21 protein-coding genes and 1 pseudogene are annotated in these 22,194 nt (G+C 51.2%); 7 read left to right on the top strand and 15 right to left on the bottom strand.

All coding sequences use genetic code 11. The features are described from left to right. Positions 1-147 precede the first annotated feature (147 nt). The gene (locus MED297_RS07740; RefSeq protein WP_008043831.1) at positions 148-327 is read left to right on the top strand and encodes a PLDc N-terminal domain-containing protein; all 180 of its coding nucleotides are present in this window, start codon (positions 148-150) and stop codon (positions 325-327) included. 32 nt (positions 328-359) lie between these two features. On the opposite strand, the gene MED297_RS07745 is transcribed toward MED297_RS07740, so the two are convergent. Next, positions 360-905 (bottom strand): class I SAM-dependent methyltransferase, encoded by a 546-nt coding sequence (locus MED297_RS07745; RefSeq protein ID WP_008043832.1) that lies wholly within the window; start codon positions 903-905, stop codon positions 360-362. 132 nt (positions 906-1,037) lie between these two features. Between MED297_RS07745 and MED297_RS07750 the strand changes: the two genes are divergently transcribed. Continuing rightward, a complete protein-coding gene (locus tag MED297_RS07750) occupies positions 1,038-1,331 on the top strand; it encodes a c-type cytochrome (RefSeq protein ID WP_008043834.1) in 294 nt (97 codons plus the stop codon). Between the two features lie 201 nt (positions 1,332-1,532). Here MED297_RS07750 and MED297_RS07755 read toward each other — a convergent pair whose 3' ends face one another. After that, positions 1,533-2,207: an ArsR/SmtB family transcription factor gene (locus tag MED297_RS07755; protein WP_008043836.1), complete on the bottom strand. Its 675-nt coding sequence runs from the start codon at positions 2,205-2,207 to the stop codon at positions 1,533-1,535. Positions 2,208-2,350: 143 nt separating this feature from the next. Between MED297_RS07755 and MED297_RS07760 the strand changes: the two genes are divergently transcribed. Then, positions 2,351-3,514: a YbfB/YjiJ family MFS transporter gene (locus MED297_RS07760; RefSeq protein ID WP_008043837.1), complete on the top strand. Its 1,164-nt coding sequence runs from the start codon at positions 2,351-2,353 to the stop codon at positions 3,512-3,514. 49 nt (positions 3,515-3,563) lie between these two features. Here MED297_RS07760 and MED297_RS07765 read toward each other — a convergent pair whose 3' ends face one another. The 12 genes and pseudogenes from MED297_RS07765 to hydA form a co-directional block, all read right to left on the bottom strand. Continuing rightward, on the bottom strand, positions 3,564-4,217 hold the full coding sequence (locus MED297_RS07765) for a hypothetical protein (RefSeq protein ID WP_008043838.1): 654 nt from the start codon (positions 4,215-4,217) through the stop codon (positions 3,564-3,566). 104 nt (positions 4,218-4,321) lie between these two features. After that, positions 4,322-4,849, bottom strand: a pseudogene (locus tag MED297_RS07770) (AAA family ATPase); the annotation flags it as partial. A gap of 48 nt (positions 4,850-4,897) precedes the next feature. Further along, positions 4,898-5,761, bottom strand: coding sequence for an IS3 family transposase (locus MED297_RS07775; protein ID WP_040556744.1), 864 nt, complete (start codon positions 5,759-5,761; stop codon positions 4,898-4,900). Next, positions 5,739-6,065 (bottom strand): transposase, encoded by a 327-nt coding sequence (locus MED297_RS07780; RefSeq protein WP_008043841.1) that lies wholly within the window; start codon positions 6,063-6,065, stop codon positions 5,739-5,741. The genes MED297_RS07775 and MED297_RS07780 overlap by 23 nt, the downstream gene beginning before the upstream one ends. A 106-nt stretch (positions 6,066-6,171) precedes the next feature. After that, on the bottom strand, positions 6,172-6,570 hold the full coding sequence (locus tag MED297_RS07785) for a hypothetical protein (protein WP_008043846.1): 399 nt from the start codon (positions 6,568-6,570) through the stop codon (positions 6,172-6,174). Between the two features lie 487 nt (positions 6,571-7,057). Next, positions 7,058-8,653 carry a GTPase family protein gene (locus MED297_RS07790; RefSeq protein WP_008043847.1) on the bottom strand — a complete coding sequence of 532 codons (1,596 nt, stop codon included), beginning with the start codon at positions 8,651-8,653 and terminating at the stop codon, positions 7,058-7,060. Then, positions 8,628-9,848, bottom strand: coding sequence for a YcjF family protein (locus MED297_RS07795; RefSeq protein WP_008043849.1), 1,221 nt, complete (start codon positions 9,846-9,848; stop codon positions 8,628-8,630). Before MED297_RS07795 ends, MED297_RS07790 begins: the two co-directional genes overlap by 26 nt. Positions 9,849-10,313: 465 nt before the next feature. After that, the gene (locus MED297_RS07800; protein ID WP_008043852.1) at positions 10,314-11,312 is read right to left on the bottom strand and encodes an ABC transporter substrate-binding protein; all 999 of its coding nucleotides are present in this window, start codon (positions 11,310-11,312) and stop codon (positions 10,314-10,316) included. A gap of 39 nt (positions 11,313-11,351) precedes the next feature. Next, positions 11,352-12,311, bottom strand: a complete 960-nt coding sequence (locus MED297_RS07805) for an ABC transporter permease (protein WP_008043854.1) — start codon at positions 12,309-12,311, stop codon at positions 11,352-11,354. Then, positions 12,308-13,189, bottom strand: a complete 882-nt coding sequence (locus MED297_RS07810) for an ABC transporter permease (RefSeq protein WP_008043855.1) — start codon at positions 13,187-13,189, stop codon at positions 12,308-12,310. The genes MED297_RS07805 and MED297_RS07810 overlap by 4 nt, the downstream gene beginning before the upstream one ends. 14 nt (positions 13,190-13,203) lie before the next feature. After that, entirely contained in the window at positions 13,204-14,034 is an 831-nt protein-coding gene (locus MED297_RS07815; protein WP_202594523.1) for an ABC transporter ATP-binding protein, read from the bottom strand. A gap of 18 nt (positions 14,035-14,052) precedes the next feature. Further along, a complete protein-coding gene (hydA, locus tag MED297_RS07820) occupies positions 14,053-15,525 on the bottom strand; it encodes a dihydropyrimidinase (RefSeq protein WP_237613421.1) in 1,473 nt (490 codons plus the stop codon). A 390-nt stretch (positions 15,526-15,915) separates the two neighbouring features. Here hydA and MED297_RS07825 point away from each other — a divergent pair, with 390 nt between their 5' ends. Further along, positions 15,916-17,184, top strand: coding sequence for a Zn-dependent hydrolase (locus MED297_RS07825; RefSeq protein WP_008043858.1), 1,269 nt, complete (start codon positions 15,916-15,918; stop codon positions 17,182-17,184). 110 nt (positions 17,185-17,294) lie between these two features. Here MED297_RS07825 and MED297_RS07830 read toward each other — a convergent pair whose 3' ends face one another. Beyond that, positions 17,295-17,939 carry a TetR family transcriptional regulator C-terminal domain-containing protein gene (locus MED297_RS07830; RefSeq protein WP_008043859.1) on the bottom strand — a complete coding sequence of 215 codons (645 nt, stop codon included), beginning with the start codon at positions 17,937-17,939 and terminating at the stop codon, positions 17,295-17,297. Between the two features lie 274 nt (positions 17,940-18,213). On the opposite strand from MED297_RS07830, the gene MED297_RS07835 reads away from it, so the two are divergent. The 3 genes from MED297_RS07835 to aptA are packed head-to-tail and all read left to right on the top strand — an operon-like array spanning position 18,214 to position 22,185. After that, a complete protein-coding gene (locus MED297_RS07835; protein ID WP_202594524.1) occupies positions 18,214-19,563 on the top strand; it encodes an NAD(P)-dependent oxidoreductase in 1,350 nt (449 codons plus the stop codon). A 1-nt stretch (position 19,564) separates the two neighbouring features. Then, complete coding sequence (gene preA / locus MED297_RS07840; protein ID WP_008043861.1) at positions 19,565-20,839, top strand: NAD-dependent dihydropyrimidine dehydrogenase subunit PreA; 1,275 nt, start codon at positions 19,565-19,567, stop codon at positions 20,837-20,839. Between the two features lie 23 nt (positions 20,840-20,862). After that, positions 20,863-22,185, top strand: a complete 1,323-nt coding sequence (gene aptA / locus MED297_RS07845; RefSeq protein ID WP_008043862.1) for an omega-aminotransferase AptA — start codon at positions 20,863-20,865, stop codon at positions 22,183-22,185. Positions 22,186-22,194 lie beyond the last annotated feature (9 nt).

A 22,194-nucleotide genomic window follows, 5' to 3' on the forward strand; every position in this document is an offset into this window, starting at 1 on the left:
CAACCCACGCTGATATCTGAAGGCATTCTCGCCCGGCCGCTTTCAACCAGACGATGGCTGATTTAGACTGCACAACGTCCGAATGCCGTATCTTGCGAAGGTTTACAGGGTCCGGGTTGCTATCCACACACTGAAAAAGGAGCACTCATGTCGATTGAAGTCACCGGTTTTTTTGGTTTTATCCTGCTCATCTGCGTCGTCTATGGCATTGTCAAAACGGTTCAGAGCCGGGCCAGCACCGGCACCAAGGTGATATGGATTGTCTTGCTTCTATTGTTGCCCCTATTAGGCTTCATTCTGTGGCTGTTGTTTGGGCCAAAAGGCTGAACTCTGCACTCGCATCCAAGCTGCCGCATCGGTTATTTAACATCGCGATTTAACCGATAGCGATAAATCGGCGATTTATAAAAGTCGTTAATTTGCACGGATTGTTCTGGCTGAACGTCCCCAAGGCCAAACGTGTTGCTGATTAAAACACCTTCACAACTGCGCTCAGACTTCAGTTTTTCAGCCAACGCGGTCATCCCACAGGTATGCAGATAACAAATCAGCACGCCGGCCTCCGACAAATCGGCCTGTAAAAAATTTTGTCGATAGAGATGTACATTACTCAACCGGAAAAACCGTTTCAGTACCACAGAGACCAGCCAAGGGACAAACGACACTTCGTACCCAACGATTGTCCGGTTCGGGTGTTTTTTCGCCAACGGAATAACCAGACTGCCCCAGCCGCTGCCGAGATCGTAAATCGGTTTGTTACCCATCTCGGGCAACAACTGAATGATGGCCTGTCGGGCTTTGCTGGAACTTGGCATCGGTGAAATGCCCACTTTCAAAGTGCTCCAGACAATGGACACGGCGATCAACAAGGTCACGATGACCGCAATGATCTCTAATGCAAACACAAAACCTCAGTACCGGTATTTTCAATGAAAACGTGGGGTGATCAGTCTGACATACCCAGCAGACCGATGTCATCAAGGTGCAACTTTTGCCTGACAGGATGACAGCGAGCATCCTTAATTTCAGAGTAAGCGATGAACATCAAAGGAATGTTAGTGGCGATGCTGACAGGCGCTGCCCTGGCCACCGAGCCAATCGATACAGACCTTTTGTTTTTGGGTCAGGGACTGTACATCGATCAATGCCAACGTTGCCATGCGGCCGATGGGTCAGGACCGAGTACGGTGGACATTCGAGGCTTTGAAGTCGACGACATTAAGATGGCGCTGCAGGGCTTTGAACAAATGCCGGTGTTCGATATGAACGAGAAAGAGATCGCTGCCCTGTCGGTTTATCTGAATGTATTGGAAGGAACGCGGCAAAGATAGAAGCAAAGTGGTGTACTTATTGGCAACTCAGCTCCGCTGCGCTGCGAGCAGATTGCCGAAAGCCTGCTGCACCAGAACGGGCCTTTCCTTCCTGAACATCTTTGCTTCCATCATGTCGTATGCAGGTGCGACGTGGTTGCAGCGTTGGCGAGGATTTTCAGGTTTATCGACTTTTAAAATAAAATTGAATGGCTCAGACGATCAGAGACCATAACGGGCTTTGAACCGCATTAAGCCTCGATCACTGAAGGTGACCGCTCGGGAGTCCAGTCGGCGCGTCACCATTTTCTGTTCAAACAGATCCTGCAAAATCCATTTCCCAATGGAACCCGCCAGATGGTTGGTGCGCTCGCTCCAGTCCAGGCACGACTTACACAGCGGGCGCTTTGAGCCTGCATACGCGTCCATATCGAAGCCTTGTTTCGAGAAAAATCGGCGGCCCTTATCGGTCAGATGTGTGACGTCTCCCTGATCCAAAAGCAGCCCTTGAGTCACCAGCCCATTGTACAGTTGAACCCCGATCTCTCCGGCTAAATGGTCATAACAAACTCTTGCGAATCTCAGTGCCGGGTCAGACGGACCGGTTTTAATATGGGGAATGGTAAGTTGAGTCGACAGGGTCAACAACGATTCAAGCACGTCAGCCACCTGATGATTGGCGAGCTGGAAGTATTTGTGACGCCCCTGCTTACGCACCGTCAGCAGCTTGCCGGTGACCAGCTGAGTCAGATGGCGAGTTGCCGTCTGTGCCGTAATGTCGGCTTCCAGCGCCAGCTCAGTCGCGGTCAGAGCTTTACCACCCATCAGGGCAGTGAGCATATGGGCTCGGCTGTCATCTCCGATCAGGCTGCCCAGCGTGGCAATGTCAGGTTGCATCGTTTGCCTCAGCTTTCAGACTATTGGTTAGTAGGCGGCCAACCAGTATACCAGTAAAGTTCAGGGTACAGTTCGATGACCAGCGAAGCATGAAACGACAACGAACGTACACTGCGCGTTCATCCACTTGAACAAGCCATATTATGGATCTATTGAATCGCAACCATCCAATCGCCATTCTGCTCGCGGGCATTCTGGCGCTGATTGTCGGCGTTGGCGCAGCTCGCTTCGCATTTACCGCCTTGCTGCCGGCCATGCTTGAGAACACCCTCTCGCTGCGCTTTTCGGGTGTGTTGGCAAGCCTGAATTATGTGGGTTACCTGTCCGGTGCCATTTTTGCCATTTTCCTGAAAGACCTGAATGCCAAAGTACGTTTCTTCCGCATCGGTATGGTGCTGTGTGTGCTGACAACCCTGGTGCTGGCCACCACCACAGACGAATGGGTCTGGTTGGTTTCCCGGATCATCGCCGGGTTTGGTGCTGCCATGGCATTGGTTGTCGGGTCTGCGATTGTCATGACCAAGCTCAATATGGCGGACAAAACCAAAGCCATGGGCATTCACTTCTCCGGCATTGGCTTCTCGATTCTGGTGACGGATCTGCTCAGTCGCCTGGTGATGCAGTTCGGCGGGTCCTGGCAACACGCCTGGTTGATTCTGACACTGATGGCAACGGCTGCCGCCGGTTACTCGATGTACATTTTGAGGGTTGAACCTTCAGGAACCGAACCCGCTAAAGCTACGTCTTTCGACTTCTCAGTGTTTACTCGTGCCGTCTGGGTGCTGGTGTTTGCCTACTTCACTGAAGGTCTCGGCATGGTGGTACAGGGCACTTTTTTACCCGACATCATCAATTCACTCGAAGGGTTGGAGGGTTTTGGCGGCTATGCCTGGACGGCAGTGGGGCTAGCCGGGATTCCCTCCTGTATTTTATGGATGCGCGCCGCGCATCGGTTTGGCAGTGTGACCATCATCATCGTGACGATGCTGCTGCAGGTCGCTGGGATTCTGATTCCGGTACTGACCAATAACCCGTGGCTAAACTTACTATCCGGTTTACTTTTCGGGGGAACCTTTGTTGCGCTGGTGGCGCTGTTTATGACGCTCGGCGGTAAACTGGCCGGTCACCATCCTGTTGTCGTGATGGGCGCGATCACAACCGCCTATGGCATTGGTCAGGTGTCAGGTCCGCTGTATTCCGTAGCGCTGGTAGAACACTTTGGCTCTTACTCGTATGCGCTGGTATTGACCGCAGCGTTCGTGGCCTTTGGAGCGATGCTCATGGCCGTCAACCGCCGACACTTTTGATTTTTTAATTGCAATAGCGGTGCTTTGGGGCGCATCAAACACCGACATGTTAGAAGGCAGTGTTGCCACCTAATTTAACTCTTAAACTCTCTGTATAGCCTGGCTTTATAGGAGTTTTTGATAAGTCATTTAAGAATACTTCATCATTCAACAGATCTTTTCGAAGCCAAACGCCCTGACGAACAGCTTTTTCGTTATTTGTTACTTCAACTTTGTAATAATGATCAGAAACTTTATTGGCGTATTGTTGTGGATGATGAAGATGTACCGCAAAGTAGTAGCTATCTCCATGAACCATATATATGTAGAAATTAGGCTTGTTTACAGGAACTCTTTGTAAATCAAAAGGTATTTCTATGTCAGAACCCAATACCGTCATAAGCTCTTCGATAAGCTCATTAACCGGCGTGTTCTTATGCGAGTAAGGAGGTCCGCCACCTTCGGTGTATTGTTTCTGTTCCTTCGTCGCAACATACACATAGTTTGGAAATGGCACTTCGCCCTGTAGAGGATAGCTTCCAGTCTTTTCTTTAAAGGCTTGAATATAGCCAGACATAAGTACGAGGTCATTTATCCTTGCGATATCCAGGTCGTGCTGGAGTTCTTCATTTGTTCCACTTTCACCAATACCGAACAAGTCAGCGTTGGCCGATATGGGCATTATTAGAACAAACAACAAGAAAAATTTAAGTGCTGGATACATAACTGTCTTCTTACGCAAAGTTAAGCGGCGATCGGATGAGAATCTACAGTCCGCAGAATAGTGGTGAATTTAGGACTGAATTCCTTCAGCACCATATTAAGGCTTCAGACGACTAAGATACTCTTTGTCATTTTTTCATAATGCTCTGGATACCCTGTAACCTCAAATACAAGCCTAAGTCCTTCTCTAAAATCATCGTAGTTAAATTCTTTGAAATCGAATATATTTTGTCCAAGGGAGTGAGACTCTCTATTGATATAGCGGCAAAATGATTGAAACTTATTGTCTTGAAGCTCAGGCATTTGTACCACGTTACTTAAATCTGCCTTTTGGACAAAGTTAAAGAAATACTCGATTATATTTCTCATACAGTTTGCAATGAGAGCCGGTGGTTGGTTCTTATCGTTTACAATAGTCCAATATGAGTGATAGTCATTTTGAATCTCCTCATATTTCATGGGTTTAATATTCGATCCCTCATCATTTTTTGATAGACGAAATAGTTTCTGATTTTCTTTTCTACGTTTGTGATTAGTGTCTGCGAGCTCATAGAAAAAATATAAGCTATGGGTAAGAACAATCACTTGCTCAAAAAGGGAAGATGAGAAAAACTCAGTTTTTAGTAGTTGACCAACATTATAAACATATTGGTGTTACCCACAAAAAGTAGACACCCCTTGCTATGCCACTAACAGATTCTGCTCAAACTCTTCAGGACTGACATAGTTCAATCCAGAATGCCGTCGTTGGCGGTTATAAAAGATTTCGATGTACTCAAAGATACTCGACCTTAGCTCATTTTTCGAGCGATATTCTGTACCGTGGATCAGCTCCACTTTCAGCCGGCTATAGAAAGACTCCATCGGCGCATTATCCCAACAATTGCCTTTTCGGCTCATGCTCAGCTGCAAGCCATGCGCGCGGGCAAAGTCCTGATACTCTCGACTGCGATATTGCACGCCTCTATCCGAATGGAGTATGACGGGTTCGGTTGGTTTTCGGCGTGCCAGGGCCATTTCCAGAGCGATTCGTACTAGCTCTATGGTCATGCTGCTGTCGAGGGCCCAACCCACGATTTTTCGTGAACACAGATCCATGACCGTGGCTAAGTACAGCCAACGATCTTCATGCCAGATATAGGTAATATCACTGGTCCATTTTTGATTGATTCGCTCGACCTGGAACTTCCGACGCAACTCATTATCGGCCACGTTAGTCATCGTGAGAGCGTGCTGACGATAGGTGAAGGCTTTCCCGTTCCGCGCCCGTATGGCACGGCTGGCAAGGATTTTAGCGATGGTGTTTCGACAACATGGAACTTTCATCGCTTTGAGCTCTGCGGCCAGTCTGGGAGCGCCATAGCGTGCTTTAAAGGCCTCGAACGTCTCGACAACCTGAGCTTCTAACCGCTCACCCCGCTGTGCTTGCTCGCTTATCGGACGGTCCCGCCAACGATAATAGCCCGACCGCGAAACACCCAGCACACGACACATCAAAACAACGGAGTATCGGCCGAGATACTCATGAATAACAGCGTACTTCACTCTTGCTGGTTCGCAAAGTACGCCGCAGCCTTTTTAAGAATTCGATTTCTTTTTCAAGTTCGGCGTTCTTTTTCCTGAGTTTACGCATTTCCGAGGATTCTTTCTTAGAATAATCGACGCCATCCACAGAGTTGAACTGTTTGTCTGATAAACGATTAAACTGACGTTTCCAGTTATAAATTTGTTGGGGACTAACACCTAGCTCTTTAGCGACAGACGCTGCGGTGCTCCCTTTTTTCTGAGCTCTTCTGACAGCTTCTTTGCGAAACTCTTCAGAATACGCTTGGGTTTTCTTGCGTGCCATAATGCACCTCCTATCTAACTATAGAAGGTGTCTACTAATTTTGGGTAACTCGGGCACATAACGCCTATAGCACGCGCGAGTTTACGAGTCGCTGTGCCTATGATTGTTAATGTTTTTTATCTAGTGTCGTAGGCATACCATTAAATGGCCGCCCAAATCCGTCGTATAGATACAAATAGCCGTAAGCTCGAGTTGTATCTCCTGATTTCCAGCCAGATAAAACTAGCCGATAAACCAACTCAGGTACCTTTTCCACATATAAATCTATAATTATTAAGTCATCATGAAAAATCACATTACTAGAGGTAAAAGGTATTCGTTGAGTTTTTTCACCAATATCGCTTCTAATAAATTGGCCACTTAAATCGGAACTGATGTTCACCGTTAATTCCGCTTGCCCCTGTACTGACTCCCAAGTACCGACATAATCTAATTGTTCCAGTGCAACTGCCGCTAGAACCTTACTTAGAGCTAGCAATATGATTAGCAATAAAACCCTTTTCATACTAAAACCTTAACAGTTTCTTCATAGGCCACCGCCCAAATATTCCTGCTCTGCATATACATCTCTTAATTTTAGGCTCATAACACTGTTCCCCTGTCATACTGCGACCTCTACAGATACATGTCAATTTGGCACACCTAAAAATTAGCGGGTGCTCATTTATTTCAGATACATGCGTGCCTGTAAGCCTCATAGTACTGACCCGAATGCTTTGTAATTCAATTACTTAGTTTCTTCACTCCCATGTTTTCGTGCTTGCGCCCATATATCCGGCGATCCCCATAAAGTCACCCATCACTGCTTTGCATGATTGATGTCAAAAGACGTTTCTGCTCTTAGTGTTATGAGGCTTTGAAAAAGAATGAATAGATCGGGTCCGATCCTGGTTGGGGGTGCGTAGAAAGGGGGTATTCGCCATTCGGCAGGCCAGTAAAAATTGCAGCGGATTGAAGCTCTGCCAAATAGCAGGCCAAGTGCCAAAAAGTGATCACCCTCTCGGGTGACCTTCTTTCATCACTTTAAAGAGCGACTGGCTTAACCGACCGGCTCGTTGCAGTTGCTTTTTCATACTGGCCCGGTTGTCGCTCGACAAGCGACGTCGGTTCAGTTGAATCTGCACCCCGTCGGCATAATGCTCATTGATCAGCGACATCAGTAACTCGGTATTAAAATGCGTTTTCTGCTCGGCCACGCAAACGGGGATAAGCGTTTGCAGGTTGAGCTGTTCGGCATTGTAGGCGAGCGCGTCGGCAATCAGTCGCTCCTTGAGGCTTTTCGGTTGCTCGTAATCGTAGGGTGGCTGCCATTCGCTGGCCGGTTTAAGCAGATCGATCTGATTCAGCACGCCGATGACCACCGGTCGCCGACGGGAGCGGTTGGCAGGCTGTTGAAAGTAGTCGTCCAACTGTGCTTTGAACTCGACATCCAGGGCTCTGGAAGGTTGATTGGCTTTCAGCAGCCACAGGACAACGTCGGCGTTGACCACTTCGCTCAACACCCGATCGCTGGTTTTCTGCTGACCGTCCAGGCCCGGCAGATCAACCAAGGTTAAAACGTCCGTTCCGTCATCGGGCTCGGTGTTGTTCGGCTCGGTGTCGGCATTGTGTTTCCGGCACTGGTAGGTCACCACCCTGTCGGTAGACGGTAATCGGTTGACCTCGGCATCCACCGACTGCGTTAAGGCATTCACGACCGACGATTTACCGGAACTGACCTGCCCGACCAGACAAAGCCGCAAAGGTTCGAGCGCTGGTGCCTGACGTTGCTTATCGGCATTGGCGACTTCGCTGGGCACCAGTTCACTGTCTGAAATCACGAAACGCCCGCTGTACAGATCGATGCCGACCGATGCGACTTCCTGCAGCAGATACTTTTTCAGTTTCATCTGCGAGGCCGAGTTTATTTTATTAAACAAGTCCCCAAATATCGCCCGTCGGATTTCTCCGGTGACGGCCGATACCGGGTTCAATAACCGATAGATGCGATGCGCGTCGGACATGACCTTGTAGGCGGACAAACCGGTTTTCAGTGTCTCCCGTTTGTCGTAGCCGTACTTGACGTATGACAGCTTTAGATTCTCGACAAATGGCAGGCTCTCGCGGATCTCAACCCGGTAACGCCGGCTGATCTCTTCAATCAACGCCAGTGTTTCGACCACCGAGAAATCAAAATCCCCTTTGTTGTAGGCGTGCGCAATATTCTGCAGCAGCGTTTGAGCCACCGGTAACAGTTCGGTCCATTCTGAGCTGGCTTTGAGTTGCTCTTCCAGCCAGATGTTCTGTGCCTGCCACACCGAATGATCAAACTCGCTCCAGTTTTCAGACGCCTCAATGCTCATGTCTTGGACGGACTGATCGACCGATTTCATTTGCCGGTAGTGAATCACGACAGACATCAGGTAACCAATCAGAAACGTGGCGACAAAAATCACCAGTAACATCAGCCAGTGACCATTCTGAATCACATAAATCATGCCGAACACCAACAGTGTTAACACCGGGGCAATGAGTCCGAACAGCAGGAACGGCAGCAGCCAACGGGTGTCACTGAGTAACGTTTTAGTGATCCGGGTGGTTTTCGTCAAAACCAGACACTCCTCTGACACTGGCAAATGCGTCCTGGTAAGCCTTTTTCAGCTCTTCGGCAGAGACGGGTTCGTTGCGGCTTTTATGATACATGTACAGGCATCCGAGACGCCCGAGCGCGAAGGTCGAACTGAAGCTGATCGCCGCAGCCGATGCCGCGCCGATGGTCTGGCCATAAACCGGAATAAACTTCACCAGTTGCCTCAGACCCAGTTTCACCGAGTACTGAACGCCGAAGCCCGCGCCCAGCGTCGCCATCAGCTCTGCCATTTCTTTTTTGCCCCAAGGCACACCGTAGTGCTCGGCAATACTGTGCAGCATTTTAGTTTGCAGTACCGGCACCGAGACCAGACCCACCGCCGGAAACGCATCGCTCGAACCGGCTGCTGTTGCGTACCAGAGCAGCTCCTTCTGCATGACCTTAAAGCTTTTATGCTCGCTGTCGGCGGCGGTGGTTTCACTGTGCAGGAAGGCGACAATCGGCAGGAACTCGCTCAGCTTGGCGATCAGATCGCGATGATCGCTGTCTTCGGCAGCACTGTGCTCATCATCCAGTTCCACGGCCACACTCTCAACGGGTTTGCCCCACACCGATTCAACCTGGCGCTGGTTGTAAGCCCTGCAGGATGCCAGTTCTTCGGTGCTGCCGAGGCTCGCTTTTCCGGTATGCACCAGCAACACCTGGTTGACCTTTTTCGAAGCACGCACCTGTTTTAATGCGGCCAGCACGGCGCTCTGCTCGGGTTCGTCCAGTTTCATCACCAGCACCACGGCATTGGCATTGAGGCTCAGAGCGTCAATGTCTTCTGTGGCGTCATAGTCGGCTTCACCCAGACCGCGGGTATCGATAAAACGGCACACCGGTTTATCGCTCGGAAAGTCGTAATGGTAGGAGCGATCGGTACATGGCCTGAAACCGAGACCGATCTCGATCCGGTCGATGCCGGTCACGGCCTTGATCAGCGACGACTTGCCAGCCCCCGTTTTCCCGAGCAGCCATAAGGTCGGCAGGAATTCCGGTTTGATCGCTTTAATCTGGTCGATTTCCGGGTTGCGGCCGGGTTTCACAATGCGGCCTGTGACTTTGCGCAGTTGGCTGCCTAGCCGCCGCGTTCGCGCGGCCATACCCGGCTGGCCGTCACTGGAGGATGGCGATGACGGTTTATCGGTGTCGGATTCATCGGTAGACGACATAACGACCTTTTCTCTATGAGCTGAACAGTCTCACTCTGCGTTTCCGATCGGGCGGGCGCAGGCGCTGTGTAATTAAGACTCACATAAGATACCACGGTTTAACATCGCCCAAAGGTCATTGCGACGAGCCATCCTGCTCGATTCCGCACCCGCCGGCGGTAAACACGGGCAACGGCCGGTTACCGCCTGGATTTCAGCGCCTGATGACGGGTCGCGGCTTCGAACAGAATTCGTTTTATCGGTTTCAGTCGCTTTCTATCATTGCTCAGTAAACACAACGGAAAGGTGGCAGAGGCTTGCACCGATGCCGGTGTTTGCCTTGAACGATAAAGTGGTCGCTGCCCTGTCGGTTTATCTGAAGGTATTGGAAGGAACTCGGTAGGTTTGGAAGCGAAACGAAGCTGAATGCCAGTTGGCAACTCAGCTCCGCAACGCTTCGCTTACTTGAAAGTACTGAAGTGTTCTTTACAGCGCCATGGCCGCGTCAAACACGACGTGCGTATAGGCACCTTCCGGCTCTTTGGTAATCACCGGTGCAGAATCGCTGCTCAACAGAACATCGACGGTGCGCTGATAAGCTTCGGGTTCCAGGTAGCCAATGCCTTTATCGCTGGCACTCAACAGCTTGGCGACTTCGGTCATCATACGAACCTGATGATCTTCTGTCTGGGCGCCGGTATCGTCGTATTCCAGAACAATCATGGCCGCTTCTTCAGGATTTTCCTTCGCCCATTCCCAACCGGCAATACTGGCTTTCAGGAACTTCGCGTAGGCGTCCACTTTGGCCGGATCTTCCAACGTGTCTTCCATCACGTACAAGCCATCTTCCAGCGTCGCTACACCTTCGTCTTCGTATTTGAACAGAATCAGTTCATCCGGTGTCAGTCCACCGTCCAGCACCTGACCGTACTCGTTGTATGTCATGGTCGAAACGCAGTCGGCCTGACCCTGGAAAATCGGGTCTACGTTAAAGCCCTGCTTCAACACGGTCACGCCGTCACCGCCATTGGTTTCATAACCGAGTTTGGACATCCAGCTCAGGAACGGATACTCGTTACCGAAAAACCAAACGCCGAGGGTTTTGCCACCAAAATCTTCAGGACTGGCAATACCGCTGGATTTTAAACACGTGAGCATCATGCCGGACTTACCGTATATCTGCCCGATGTTCACCATACCCAGGCCTTTTTCCCGGGTTGCCAACGCTGACGGCATCCAATCGACGATGACATCTGCACCGCCACCGGCCAATACTTGCGCAGGCGCGATGTCCGGACCGCCAGGCTTAATGGTCAGGTCGATTCCTTCGTCTTCGTAAAATCCTTTTTCCAGTGCGACGTAATAGCCGGCAAATTGCGCCTGTGTCACCCACTTCAGTTGCAGTGTCAGTTGATCCGCCGCATGCGCGAGCGTACCCGCGGTTATTGCTGCGCCAACGGCCAGGCTTGCTATCATTTTTTTCATGCAGAGTTCCTCGTCGATTTCCTGATTAACGGTGTGTTGTTAAGGCTGAGCATTGCGCACGGATGCATGCCAGAACAGCAAACGACGCTCCAACAAAGCCAACGCACCATAGCTGATGGACCCGGCCAGGGCGGCAACCACGATGGTGGCCCAGACCATGTCCATATTCATCCGACCGACTTCGGTCGAAATTCTGAAACCCATTCCAACAATGGGCGTACCAAAAAATTCCGCGACAATGGCGCCAATAAGGGCCAGCGTGGCGTTAATTTTTAAGGCATTAAAAATGTAAGGCAGCGCTTGCGGTAACTGCGTTGTGGTAAATTTTTGCGCGCTTTTTGCAGCGTAGGTGTGCATCAGGTCTTTATGCAGTGCATCGACCGATTGCAGCCCGGTCAAGGTGTTAATGAACATCGGGAAGAACGTCATGACCACAATAACCGCCGCTTTCGATGGCCAGTCAAACCCAAACCACATCACCATGATGGGCGCGATACCGACAATCGGAATCGCCGAGACGAAGTTCCCCAACGGCACCAGCCCGAGTTCGAGAAACCGGCTTTTGACCGCCAACTGCGCCACAATAAAACCGGACACACAGCCGATGACATACCCGGCCAAAACTGCTTTTAAGAACGTCTGTTTAAAGTCCGCCCATAACACCGGCCCGTTGTTGAACAACGCCAGCACTATATCGCTCGGCGCGGGCAACAGAACGGAGGGCACACTGTAGCCGCGCGTCAGGGTTTGCCAGATCGTTAGCAGCACTACGGCAAACAAACCAGGCACCACCAGTTTAAACAGTCGATTCGCATTCGGTTGCGCATCCAACCATCGTGTCATCTCATTCATTAACCGCGTGGCTGACGCAACAAAGAAAATCAACAGCAGCCACCAGGCTGGTGCGGCCGTCATAAAGCCTTCACTTAACGTAAGGGAAGCACCGACCTGTACCAACACAATCAGCACACTCAAGGCCGTCAATAGAGTCGACTTCATGCCTGATACCCCCGCTTACGCAACATCAGTTTTTCCAGAACGGAGACACAAAACACCAAGGAGGCTCCCAGCAACGACGCCATCAACAGTGCCGACCAGATCTGCACGGTTTGGCCGTAATATGAGCCGCTGAGCAACCGTGCGCCTAAACCGCCCTGCGATCCGGTGGGCAGCTCGGCGACAATGGCACCGACCAACGCGGAGGCGATGGCGATTTTCAAACTGGCAAACAAATAGGGTTGTGCCGAATACCAGCGAACCTTCCAGAACAACTGACTGGACGATGCAAAGTAGGTTTGCATCAGTTCCATGTGCAGACGGTCGGCGGAGCGTAAACCTTTCACCATGCCAATGGTGACCGGGAAAAACGACAGGTACATGGCAATGACCGCTTTCGGAAAAATACCGGTAATGCTCATCGCGCCGAGCACCACAACGATGATCGGTGCAATCGCCAAAATCGGGATGGTCTGACTGGCAATCACCCAAGGCATAAAGCTCGACTCTAGCGTCCGGTTATGCACAATGCCGACGGCAATCAAAATGCCCAACACCGTGCCCAGCGCAAACCCCAACAAGGTGGACTGCAACGTCACGATGGTATGAAACACCAGTGAACGCTTAGAACTGGGTTTGGTTTGAAACACCGTCTTCACCCACTCCTGAACCACCTGATGCGGCGGCGGTAACATGGGGCGTTTAACCGCATAGGCCTGCTGAACAATGTCCGTCAGTTGCCAGCTCTGATTTTTCCGTTCGTAGGTTTTAATCAACTGCTGACCGTTTAACCATAATGCCGCCAGATACCAGATCGCGATGACGGCAATCACCGTTGATAGCACCGCAAACCAGGAGCGGTGATGCAATGGGGTTTGCATAAGTCGCTCCTGTTTCAGTCGATGGCGTGCTCATCGGCCAGCGCGGCACGAATCTCGGCCGCCAGCTGATGAAAGGCTTCGGTATCGCGCAAGGCGAGTGTTTTCAATTTCGGTAACGGACTTTCGATGACTTTGGTAATCCGACCCGGCCGTGGTGACATCACCACAATATGGGTCGACAACAGCACTGCTTCGGCAATGGAGTGCGTCACAAACACTACCGTTTTCTTGGTCTGCTCCCAGATTTTCAGCAGCTCCATGTTCATATGGTCGCGGGTGATTTCATCGAGCGCGCCAAAGGGTTCGTCCATGAGCATCAGTTCCGGTTCAATGCACAAGGCTCGCGCAATGGACGCGCGCTGCTGCATCCCACCGGAGAGCTGCCAGGGATATTTCTGATGAAAATCCTGTAAGCCGACCATAGTCAGATACTTATCGATCTGGCTGGTCTGATGCGCCGCCGACTGCCCACTGATTTCCATGGGTACCGCGCAATTTTTGGCAATGGTGCGCCAGGGCAACAGCGCCGGTGCCTGAAATACGTAGCCATACAGACGGTTCTTGCGCGCGTCTTCCGGGCTGGTGCCATCGACTTTAATGGAACCGGCGGTTTGCCGCTCCAGATCGGCGATGACCCGTAACAGCGTTGTTTTACCGCAGCCGGAGGGTCCGATAAACGAGACAAAATCGCCCTGACGAATGGTCAGATTAATATCGGACAGTGCGTGCACCGGTCCATCATTGGTTTGAAAGACCAGTGACAGATCGTCAATTTCAATCATTTTCCGATGGCTGACTGCCTCGACCGCCGGTTCGGTTTCTTTCACAGCTAATTGCATGCTCATGCCTCAGTCCGAATCAGATTAACGCTCGACAGCCACCGGTTGGTGCTGCTCGTTATACTTTTTGACGGCCTCATACACAGTTGGGAATGCCGGACGCTCGATATAACGCCCTGCACCTTCGGTGACGGTCAGCTGACCATCGGCAAACACCACCTTGCCCTGACTGATGGTGGTATCGACGGAACCTTTTACGGTGCGGCCTTCAAAAATATTAAAATCGATGTTCTGGTGGTGCGTCTTGGCGGAAATGGTGTGCTCTTTATTGGCATCCCAGATCACGATGTCGGCATCGGCACCTTTAGCGATGCACCCTTTACGCGGATAAATATTGAAAATCTTCGCGGTGTTCGCTGACGCGACGGCGACAAATTCGTTCTCAGTTAAACGACCTTTGTTCACACCAGAATCCCAAAGAATCATCATGCGATCTTCAATGCCGGCCGTACCGTTCGGAATTTTTGAGAAGTCATCTTTGCCGGCGGCTTTCTGTTCTTCACAGAAGCAGCAATGGTCGGTTGCTGTGGTTTGCAACGTACCGCCTTGCAAGGCTTTCCAAAGTACTTCCTGGTGACCTTTAGGCCGGAACGGAGGGCTCATGACATGCGCCGCCGCCGTTGCCCAGTCTTTACTCTGATAAACGCTGTCATCCAGTTCCAAATGTCCGGCCAGAACTTCACCGTACACCCGCTGCCCTTCATGACGAGCGCGTGCAATTTCGTTAACGGCTTCTTCGCAAGAGACGTGCACCAGATACAGCGGCACGCCAATCGATTGCGCAATGCGAATCGCGCGGTTCGCCGCTTCACCTTCGACCTGACTTGGACGAGACAGTGGATGCGCTTCCGGGCCGGTAAACCCGGCTTCAATCAGTTTGCGTTGCAGGTGATACACCAGCTCGCCGTTTTCAGCATGAACGGTTGGCATCGCCCCCAGTTCAAGACAACGACTGAAGCTGTTCACCAAGGTTTCATCCGGTGCCATGATCGCGTTCTTATACGCCATAAAATGTTTGAAGCTGTTCACGCCGTATTCGTTCACCAACGTGCCCATGTCTTCATAAACCGAATCGTCCCACCAGGTCACTGCAACATGAAAGGTGTAATCGGCGACCGAACGTGACGCCCATTCACGCCAGGTTTGATACGCTTCCATCAACGGCTGCTGAGGATTAGGAATGACAAAGTCGATGATCATGGTGGTGCCACCGGCAAGACCCGCTGCGGTGCCGGTGTAAAAATCTTCACTGGCGACCGTCCCCATGAATGGCAACTGCATGTGTGTATGCGGATCGATACCGCCGGGCATCACCAATTTACCAGCAGCATCGATCACGGTCGTTCCGTCTGGGACAGAAAGGTCGTTACCGACTTCGTGAATGATGCCATCTTCACAATACACATCCGCAAATACAGACGTATCTGCGTTGACAATTTTCCGCCGGTAATCAGTAGGCCCATGGTGCAATCCCCTTTCGTTTTGTTTTTGCAACACGCTTGGTGTCGTGCCGATCTTTCTGATTCTGACCTATGCAATCATTTGACCAACTGGACAAAACGTTATTAAAAATTTTTCTTTCTTCAGTTAAACCGCGGAAAAGAGTCAATAACCTTTACCGCGATGGTTTTTTGATTCGGATAAAAACTGTTTAGAAATTGACCCATGTTAGGGCGTTATGATTCGCCTTTGGTGCGCTTTGCCATCGTTGCCGTTCCAGATAAATCAAATCCATAAGCAATCTGGAAAGGCGCTTGAAACTTTTCTCTTTAAGAAACAATCACTTACTTTTTTTATTGTTATCTTTTGTCCAATTGGTCAATAGATTGCAGAGCGAATTCGTTGTTATAAAGAATTCGTTCGTTCGACAGAAACGCGGAGTGAGCTATGAAGACTTATCAGATTAATGGTGAACGGTTGTGGGACAGCCTGATGGAAATGGCTAAAATTGGTGCGACAGAGAAAGGCGGCTGTCGTCGTCTTGCGTTAACCGACCTCGATAAACAAGGACGTGAACTCTACATAAAATGGGCGAAAGAAGCCGGTTGTAGCGTCACCGTCGATGAGATTGGCAATATCTTTTGCGTGCGCCCTGGTACGGCTATGAGCCTGCCACCAGTCGGCACCGGCAGCCACCTGGACACCCAACCCAGCGGTGGAAAATTCGATGGCGTCTTTGGTGTGTTGTCCGGCCTCGAAGTGGTGCGCTCTTTAAATGACCACGGCATTGAAACCAAGCACCCGATTGAAATTTCTGTATGGACCAACGAAGAAGGGTCGCGTTTCGCACCCGCCATGATGGGTTCCGGTGTGGTCTCGGGGCGTTTCGCACTGCAGGAAATCTTGGATAAAGTCGACGTAGACGGATTACGTTTGGGTGATGAGCTGGAGCGAATCGGTTTCGCCGGTGATGTCCCAGCGGGGAACCGACAATACCACGCGTTTTTTGAAACCCACATTGAACAGGGCCCGTATTTAGAAGCGGAAGAGAAACAGATTGGGGTGGTCACCGGCGGTCAGGGCCAGCGTTGGTTTAATGCGGTCATTAAAGGACAGGAATCTCATGCCGGTACAACGCCCATGCATTTGCGGACCGATGCCCTACTTGCGAGCACTCAGCTCATCCAGAAAGTGGAAGCCATTGCCAAAGCGCACAAACCCGGTTGCGGTACCGTTGGGTTTGTTCAGGTGACACCGAACTCCCGCAATACTATTCCTGGTGAAGTCAGCATGAGCATCGATCTGCGCCACCCAATCGATGAAGAACTCACGCAAATGGATGCGGAACTGAAAGCCTTTGTCAAAGAGCTTTGCGAAGAGCGCGGTGTTGAAATCGACCTCGACCCGTTCTGGTACTACGAGCCGATTGCCTTTGACGAAAACTGCATCTCCGCCGTGCGTGGCGCCACCCAAGACCTGGGTTACAGCCACATGGATATCATTGCCGGGGCCGGCCACGATGCCTGTTATGTCTCGGATTTCGCGCCCACCAGCATGATTTTCACCCCCTGCCTGAATGGCATCAGTCACAACGAAATTGAGAGCACAACACCGGAAGAATGCGAAGCCGGTTGTTCGGTATTGTTGAATGCCATGGTGCGTATGGCCGAAGGTGTGAGTGAGAAATTGAGCGAAACTGCAACGGAAACGGCCTAACGGGTTTCGTCTCCCTCCCCTCACCGAAGGGAGGCTTTTTTCGAACTCATTAGAACTAACCGACCCAAAACCGTGCCGATTTCATCGGCACTTTTTTTGTATCATTGGTATCACACCAAACGCACACCACACCCTTTTAGCACCATGCAGGTGAGCAACTCGATACCGGCTTCAAAGTCGTCATCATCCAACACCGGTTTACCTAACAGTATGGTCGTTTGCGCCTGATAGTCGGCGTAGGCTTGTGTCGAAGACCAGATGGTAAAAAGTAAATGCTCCGGGCTGATCGGGTCCATCCATTGTTTCTGAATCCAACTGCGGAAGACCGCACAGGTACGATCGAATTGATCTTTCAGTTCGGTCTCCAGGGTTTCTTTTAAAAATTCAGCGCCGTGCAGTATCTCGGCTGCAAATATTTTTGAAGCGTTTGGATGTTCTTTCGATTGCTTGATTTTATCGACAATGTATTGCCGAAGCGCATCTTTCGGATGGCTGTCACTGGTCATGGCATCCATGTTCGCCATCCAGATATTCAGTTGTTGATTCAGTACCGCCTTGTACAAACCTTCCTTGGTTTTAAAGTAATACAGTACATTGGCTTTCGGTAAATTAGCCTGTTCCGCAATGGCGTTGACCGTGGTTCCGCGAAAACCGTGCTTCGCAAACACGCGAGCGGCTTCTGCCAAAATCTGTTCTGAATTATCTTTGCGAATGTCGACCAGCTTGCGTCGAGGTTGACTCGTTTTTTTTGCCATAAACCACTCAGGTTGCACCCTTTTGTGCCTTCGCGCGTTGTTTCAGTGCGATCAACTTGCGAAGCATTGAATCAAATAATAATAACTCTCAACAACCAAAACCACGAAAACCTTCAACATTTTTTGCAGAAAGATTTAATGCCGCGTCTTTTCTATGTTTCGGACGAATAAACTGAACCGGCTCAACCTTTTGACCATCTGGTCAAAAGGTTGGCATACCCGATGCAAGAACAACCGTACCAAGAATTGGTTGGGAATGAGAGAGAAAACCGTTATGAACTCGATAACTGCGGTACCAAACACACCGTCCGAGAACGCTCTGGATGAGCTGTTCAAAGACATCAATCCGGCACTGACCTCGAGGCAAGCCAGCTTTGAAGCATCACGCTGCTATTACTGCTACGACGCACCTTGCGTTAAAGCCTGTCCGAGTGACATTGATATTCCAAGCTTTATTGCCAGCATCCACAACGAAGATCTGGAAGGTGCGGCTAAAACCATTTACAGCGAAAACATTCTCGGTGGCAGTTGTGCACGTGTATGCCCAACCGAAATTCTCTGTGAACAGGCTTGTGTGCGCAATGATGAAGCCGAATGCGCTCCGGTGCTGATCGGTTTACTGCAGCGACATGCAACGGATCAGGCGGAGTTCTCAGAACACCCCATTAGCCGCGCACCGACGACGGGCAAACGCATCGCTGTGATTGGCGGCGGCCCTGCCGGGTTGAGTTGCGCGCACCGGCTGGCCAGCCTCGGTCATGAGGTCGATGTGTTCGAAGCACAAAGCAAAGCCGGTGGTTTGAATGAGTACGGAATTGCCAAATACAAGCTCACCCAAAACTTCGCGCAGAAGGAAGTCGACTTTATTCTCGGGATTGGTGGCATCACCCTACACACCAACAAAGCGCTTGGGCAGGACATTCATCTGGAAGATCTGTCCGAAAAATACGACTCAGTCTTTTTAGGCATCGGTCTGCAAGGCACGCGTCAGCTTAACCTAGACGGTGAGGACCATCCTGCGGTCCACAACGCGGTCGACTTTATTAAAGCGTTACGACAAGCCAAGCACACTGAAGATCTTTCCGTTCCGAAAAAACATGCCATTGTCATTGGCGCGGGGAACACCGCCATCGATATCGCCTGTCAGCTGAAACGTCTGGGTACCGAAGAAGTCACGCTGGTCTATCGTCGCGGCACCGAACAGATGAGCGCTACCGGTCATGAGCAACAAATTGCCAAAGACCATGAAGTGCGGATTAAAACCTGGTCGCGACCAGACGCGCTGACATTCGATGACAACAATACCCTGACGTCCATGACGTTTGTAAAAACAACCCTGGTCGATGGAAAGCTCACCGATACCGAAGAAACGTTCACTCTGCCCTGCGAAGCCGTGTTCAAGGCCGTAGGTCAAACTCTGGTAACGCCAGAGAATGAACCGGGTTTGCCGCAAGTGACGAGCGGAAAATTTCAAGTTGATGCGTCCTTCCTGTCATCACTGGCCAATGTTTATGTCGGTGGTGACTGCACCACCGTTGGTGAAGACCTGACGGTTGAAGCCGTACAACAAGGCAAAAAGGCCGCCTTGGCCATTCACACTGCATTGATGTCTGAGGAGAAATGACATGGCGGATCTGTCTACCGATTTTGTAGGTATTAAATCACCGAACCCATTCTGGCTGGCCTCAGCGCCACCGACCGACAAAGCATACAATGTAGAGCGAGCCTTCGAGGCTGGCTGGGGCGGCGTGGTCTGGAAGACGCTGGGCGAAGATCCGGCGGCGGTCAATGTCTCTTCGCGTTATTCCGCTATTTATGATTCCTATGGCGAGGTGTCCGGGTTTAACAACATCGAACTGATTACCGACCGGAGTCTGGAAATCAACCTGCGCGAAATTGAAGCGGTAAAGAAAAGCTGGCCAGATCGCGCGTTGGTCGTCTCGCTGATGGTGCCGTGCGAAGAAAACGCCTGGAAAACCATTGTTAAAGAAGTTGAGAAAACCGGAGCCGATGGTCTGGAGCTGAACTTTGGCTGCCCACACGGAATGCCGGAACGCGGCATGGGTGCGGCGGTCGGTCAGGTTCCCGAATACGTCGAGCAAGTCACCCGCTGGTGTAAGCAATACAGCAAACTGCCGGTCATCGTGAAACTGACACCAAACATCACTGACATTCGTTACTCTGCGAGAGCAGCAAATCGTGGCGGCGCCGATGCGGTTTCATTAATCAACACCATCAACTCCATCACCGGCATTGATCTCGACCAGATGACCGCTCGACCAATTGTGGATGGAAAAAGCACACACGGCGGTTACTGTGGTCCTGCGGTTAAGCCAATCGCCCTGAACATGGTCAGCGAAATTGCCCGTGACCCGGAAACCCAGCGACTTCCGATTTCCGGCATTGGCGGCATCAGTAACTGGCGTGACGCGGCCGAGTTCATCTCGCTTGGGGCCGGCTGTGTTCAGGTGTGTACGGCGGCCATGGTCTATGGTTTCCGTATTGTCAAAGAAATGCAGGACGGGTTGAACAATTGGATGGACAGTAAAGGTTACGAACGACTGACCGATTTTCAGGGTCTGGCCGTGCCGAACACCACCGATTGGAAGTATCTGAACATGAACTACAAGGTCGTGGCCGATATCGACCAGGACAAATGCATCGGTTGCGGACGTTGCTACATCGGTTGTGAAGACACCTCGCACCAGGCCATCGAGCTGACGCCACAGGCCGACGGTACCAACCGGTTCGACATCATTGAAGAAGAATGTGTCGGTTGTAACCTGTGTCAGATTACCTGTCCGGTCGAGGATTGCATCACTATGGTTCAGAAAGATACCGACAAACCCTACATGAACTGGACGCAGGACGAACGGAATCCGTTCAAAGATGTGTCCTGAAATCACCGTTAAGGAGGACGGCCATGAACGTTCCAGCGAAACCGGTTCAAAGCAAAGCCTGGTGGATGCCGTACACGGCAAACCGTGAGTTCCATCAGAACCCGCGCCTGTTTGTGTCGGCAAAAGATGCCTACTTTACCGATGCCCAGGGGCGCACCATTTATGATGGGCTGAGCGGCTTATGGACGACCGGTGCCGGGCATTGTCGTGCGGAGATTGCCGATGCCATCGCCAAACAGGCGCGGCAGCTCGACTACTCACCCGGTTTTCAGTATGGCCATCCGCTGGCCTTTGAATACGCAGACCGGCTGTTGGAGTTTATGCCCAAGGGCATGAACCATGTGTTTTATACCGGCTCCGGGTCGGAGTCGGCCGATACTTCGTTAAAGATGGCCCGCGCCTACTGGCGCAAAAAGGGCAAACCCGGCAAGACCAAGTTCATCGGCCGGATTAAGGGGTATCACGGTGTTAACTTTGGCGGCTTCAGCGTTGGCGGCATCGGCGGTAATCGCGCACTTTATGGCCAGGGTATCGACGCGGACCATCTGAAACACACGATGATTCCCGAAAACGCCTTCAGTAAAGGACAGCCGGAACACGGTGCTCACCTGGCGGACGAACTGCTCGACCTGATTGCTCTGCACGATGCCAGCAACATTGCCGCTGTCATTGTTGAGCCGTTATCCGGCTCTGCAGGCGTCATTCCTCCGCCCGTGGGTTACCTGAATCGTTTACGCGATATATGCAGCGCCAACGACATTCTGCTCATTTTCGACGAAGTGATCACCGCCTTTGGCCGCATGGGGGCCAATACCGGTTCTGAAGCATTCGGAGTCACGCCGGATCTGATCAACATCGCCAAGCAAATGACCAACGGCGCGGTACCGATGGGCGCGGTAATCACCAGCGAAGAAATTTACGATGCGTTCATGTCCGCTGATGGCCCGGAGCATCAGATCGAGTTCCCACACGGTTACACCTACGCCGCTCATCCGCTCGCCTGCGCAGCGGGTTTGGCGACTCTGGACCTGCTGCAGCGCGAACAGCTGGTCAGTCAGGTTGCTGAAAAAGCCAAACGCTTTGAACATAAGCTGCACGAACTGAAAGGCAGCCCATACGTCAGTGATATTCGCAACTATGGACTGGCCGGCGGCATCACGCTGGAAAGCGCCCCCGGCGACCCGACTTTGCACCCGTACCTGGCGGCCATGCACTGTCTGAAACAAGGTTTTTATGTGCGCTATGGCGGCGATACACTGCAACTCGGGTTGCCGTTTATCAGCACCGATGCGGAAATTGACAACGTGATTCATGCGATTGGCGATGCATTGCATGCACTGCCTTAACCAATGAAG

It is taken from the genome of Reinekea blandensis MED297, from assembly GCF_000153185.1.
Classification (GTDB): Bacteria; Pseudomonadota; Gammaproteobacteria; order Pseudomonadales; family Natronospirillaceae; genus Reinekea; species Reinekea blandensis.

Excerpts from the sequence above, each read along its gene's own strand:
- aptA (WP_008043862.1), top strand. The coding sequence starts at position 20,863 with ATGAACGTTCCAGCGAAACCGGTTCAAAGCAAAGCCTGGTGGATGCCG.
- MED297_RS07810 (WP_008043855.1), bottom strand. The coding sequence starts at position 13,189 with ATGCAAACCCCATTGCATCACCGCTCCTGGTTTGCGGTGCTATCAACG.
- MED297_RS07825 (WP_008043858.1), top strand. The coding sequence starts at position 15,916 with ATGAAGACTTATCAGATTAATGGTGAACGGTTGTGGGACAGCCTGATG.
- MED297_RS07835 (WP_202594524.1), top strand. The coding sequence starts at position 18,214 with ATGAACTCGATAACTGCGGTACCAAACACACCGTCCGAGAACGCTCTG.
- MED297_RS07750 (WP_008043834.1), top strand. The coding sequence starts at position 1,038 with ATGAACATCAAAGGAATGTTAGTGGCGATGCTGACAGGCGCTGCCCTG.
- MED297_RS07815 (WP_202594523.1), bottom strand. The coding sequence starts at position 14,034 with ATGAGCATGCAATTAGCTGTGAAAGAAACCGAACCGGCGGTCGAGGCA.
- MED297_RS07760 (WP_008043837.1), top strand. The coding sequence starts at position 2,351 with ATGGATCTATTGAATCGCAACCATCCAATCGCCATTCTGCTCGCGGGC.
- MED297_RS07785 (WP_008043846.1), bottom strand. The coding sequence starts at position 6,570 with ATGAAAAGGGTTTTATTGCTAATCATATTGCTAGCTCTAAGTAAGGTT.
- MED297_RS07805 (WP_008043854.1), bottom strand. The coding sequence starts at position 12,311 with ATGAAGTCGACTCTATTGACGGCCTTGAGTGTGCTGATTGTGTTGGTA.
- MED297_RS07780 (WP_008043841.1), bottom strand. The coding sequence starts at position 6,065 with ATGGCACGCAAGAAAACCCAAGCGTATTCTGAAGAGTTTCGCAAAGAA.
- MED297_RS07800 (WP_008043852.1), bottom strand. The coding sequence starts at position 11,312 with ATGAAAAAAATGATAGCAAGCCTGGCCGTTGGCGCAGCAATAACCGCG.
- MED297_RS07795 (WP_008043849.1), bottom strand. The coding sequence starts at position 9,848 with ATGTCGTCTACCGATGAATCCGACACCGATAAACCGTCATCGCCATCC.
- MED297_RS07765 (WP_008043838.1), bottom strand. The coding sequence starts at position 4,217 with ATGTATCCAGCACTTAAATTTTTCTTGTTGTTTGTTCTAATAATGCCC.
- MED297_RS07740 (WP_008043831.1), top strand. The coding sequence starts at position 148 with ATGTCGATTGAAGTCACCGGTTTTTTTGGTTTTATCCTGCTCATCTGC.
- MED297_RS07830 (WP_008043859.1), bottom strand. The coding sequence starts at position 17,939 with ATGGCAAAAAAAACGAGTCAACCTCGACGCAAGCTGGTCGACATTCGC.
- MED297_RS07755 (WP_008043836.1), bottom strand. The coding sequence starts at position 2,207 with ATGCAACCTGACATTGCCACGCTGGGCAGCCTGATCGGAGATGACAGC.
- preA (WP_008043861.1), top strand. The coding sequence starts at position 19,565 with ATGGCGGATCTGTCTACCGATTTTGTAGGTATTAAATCACCGAACCCA.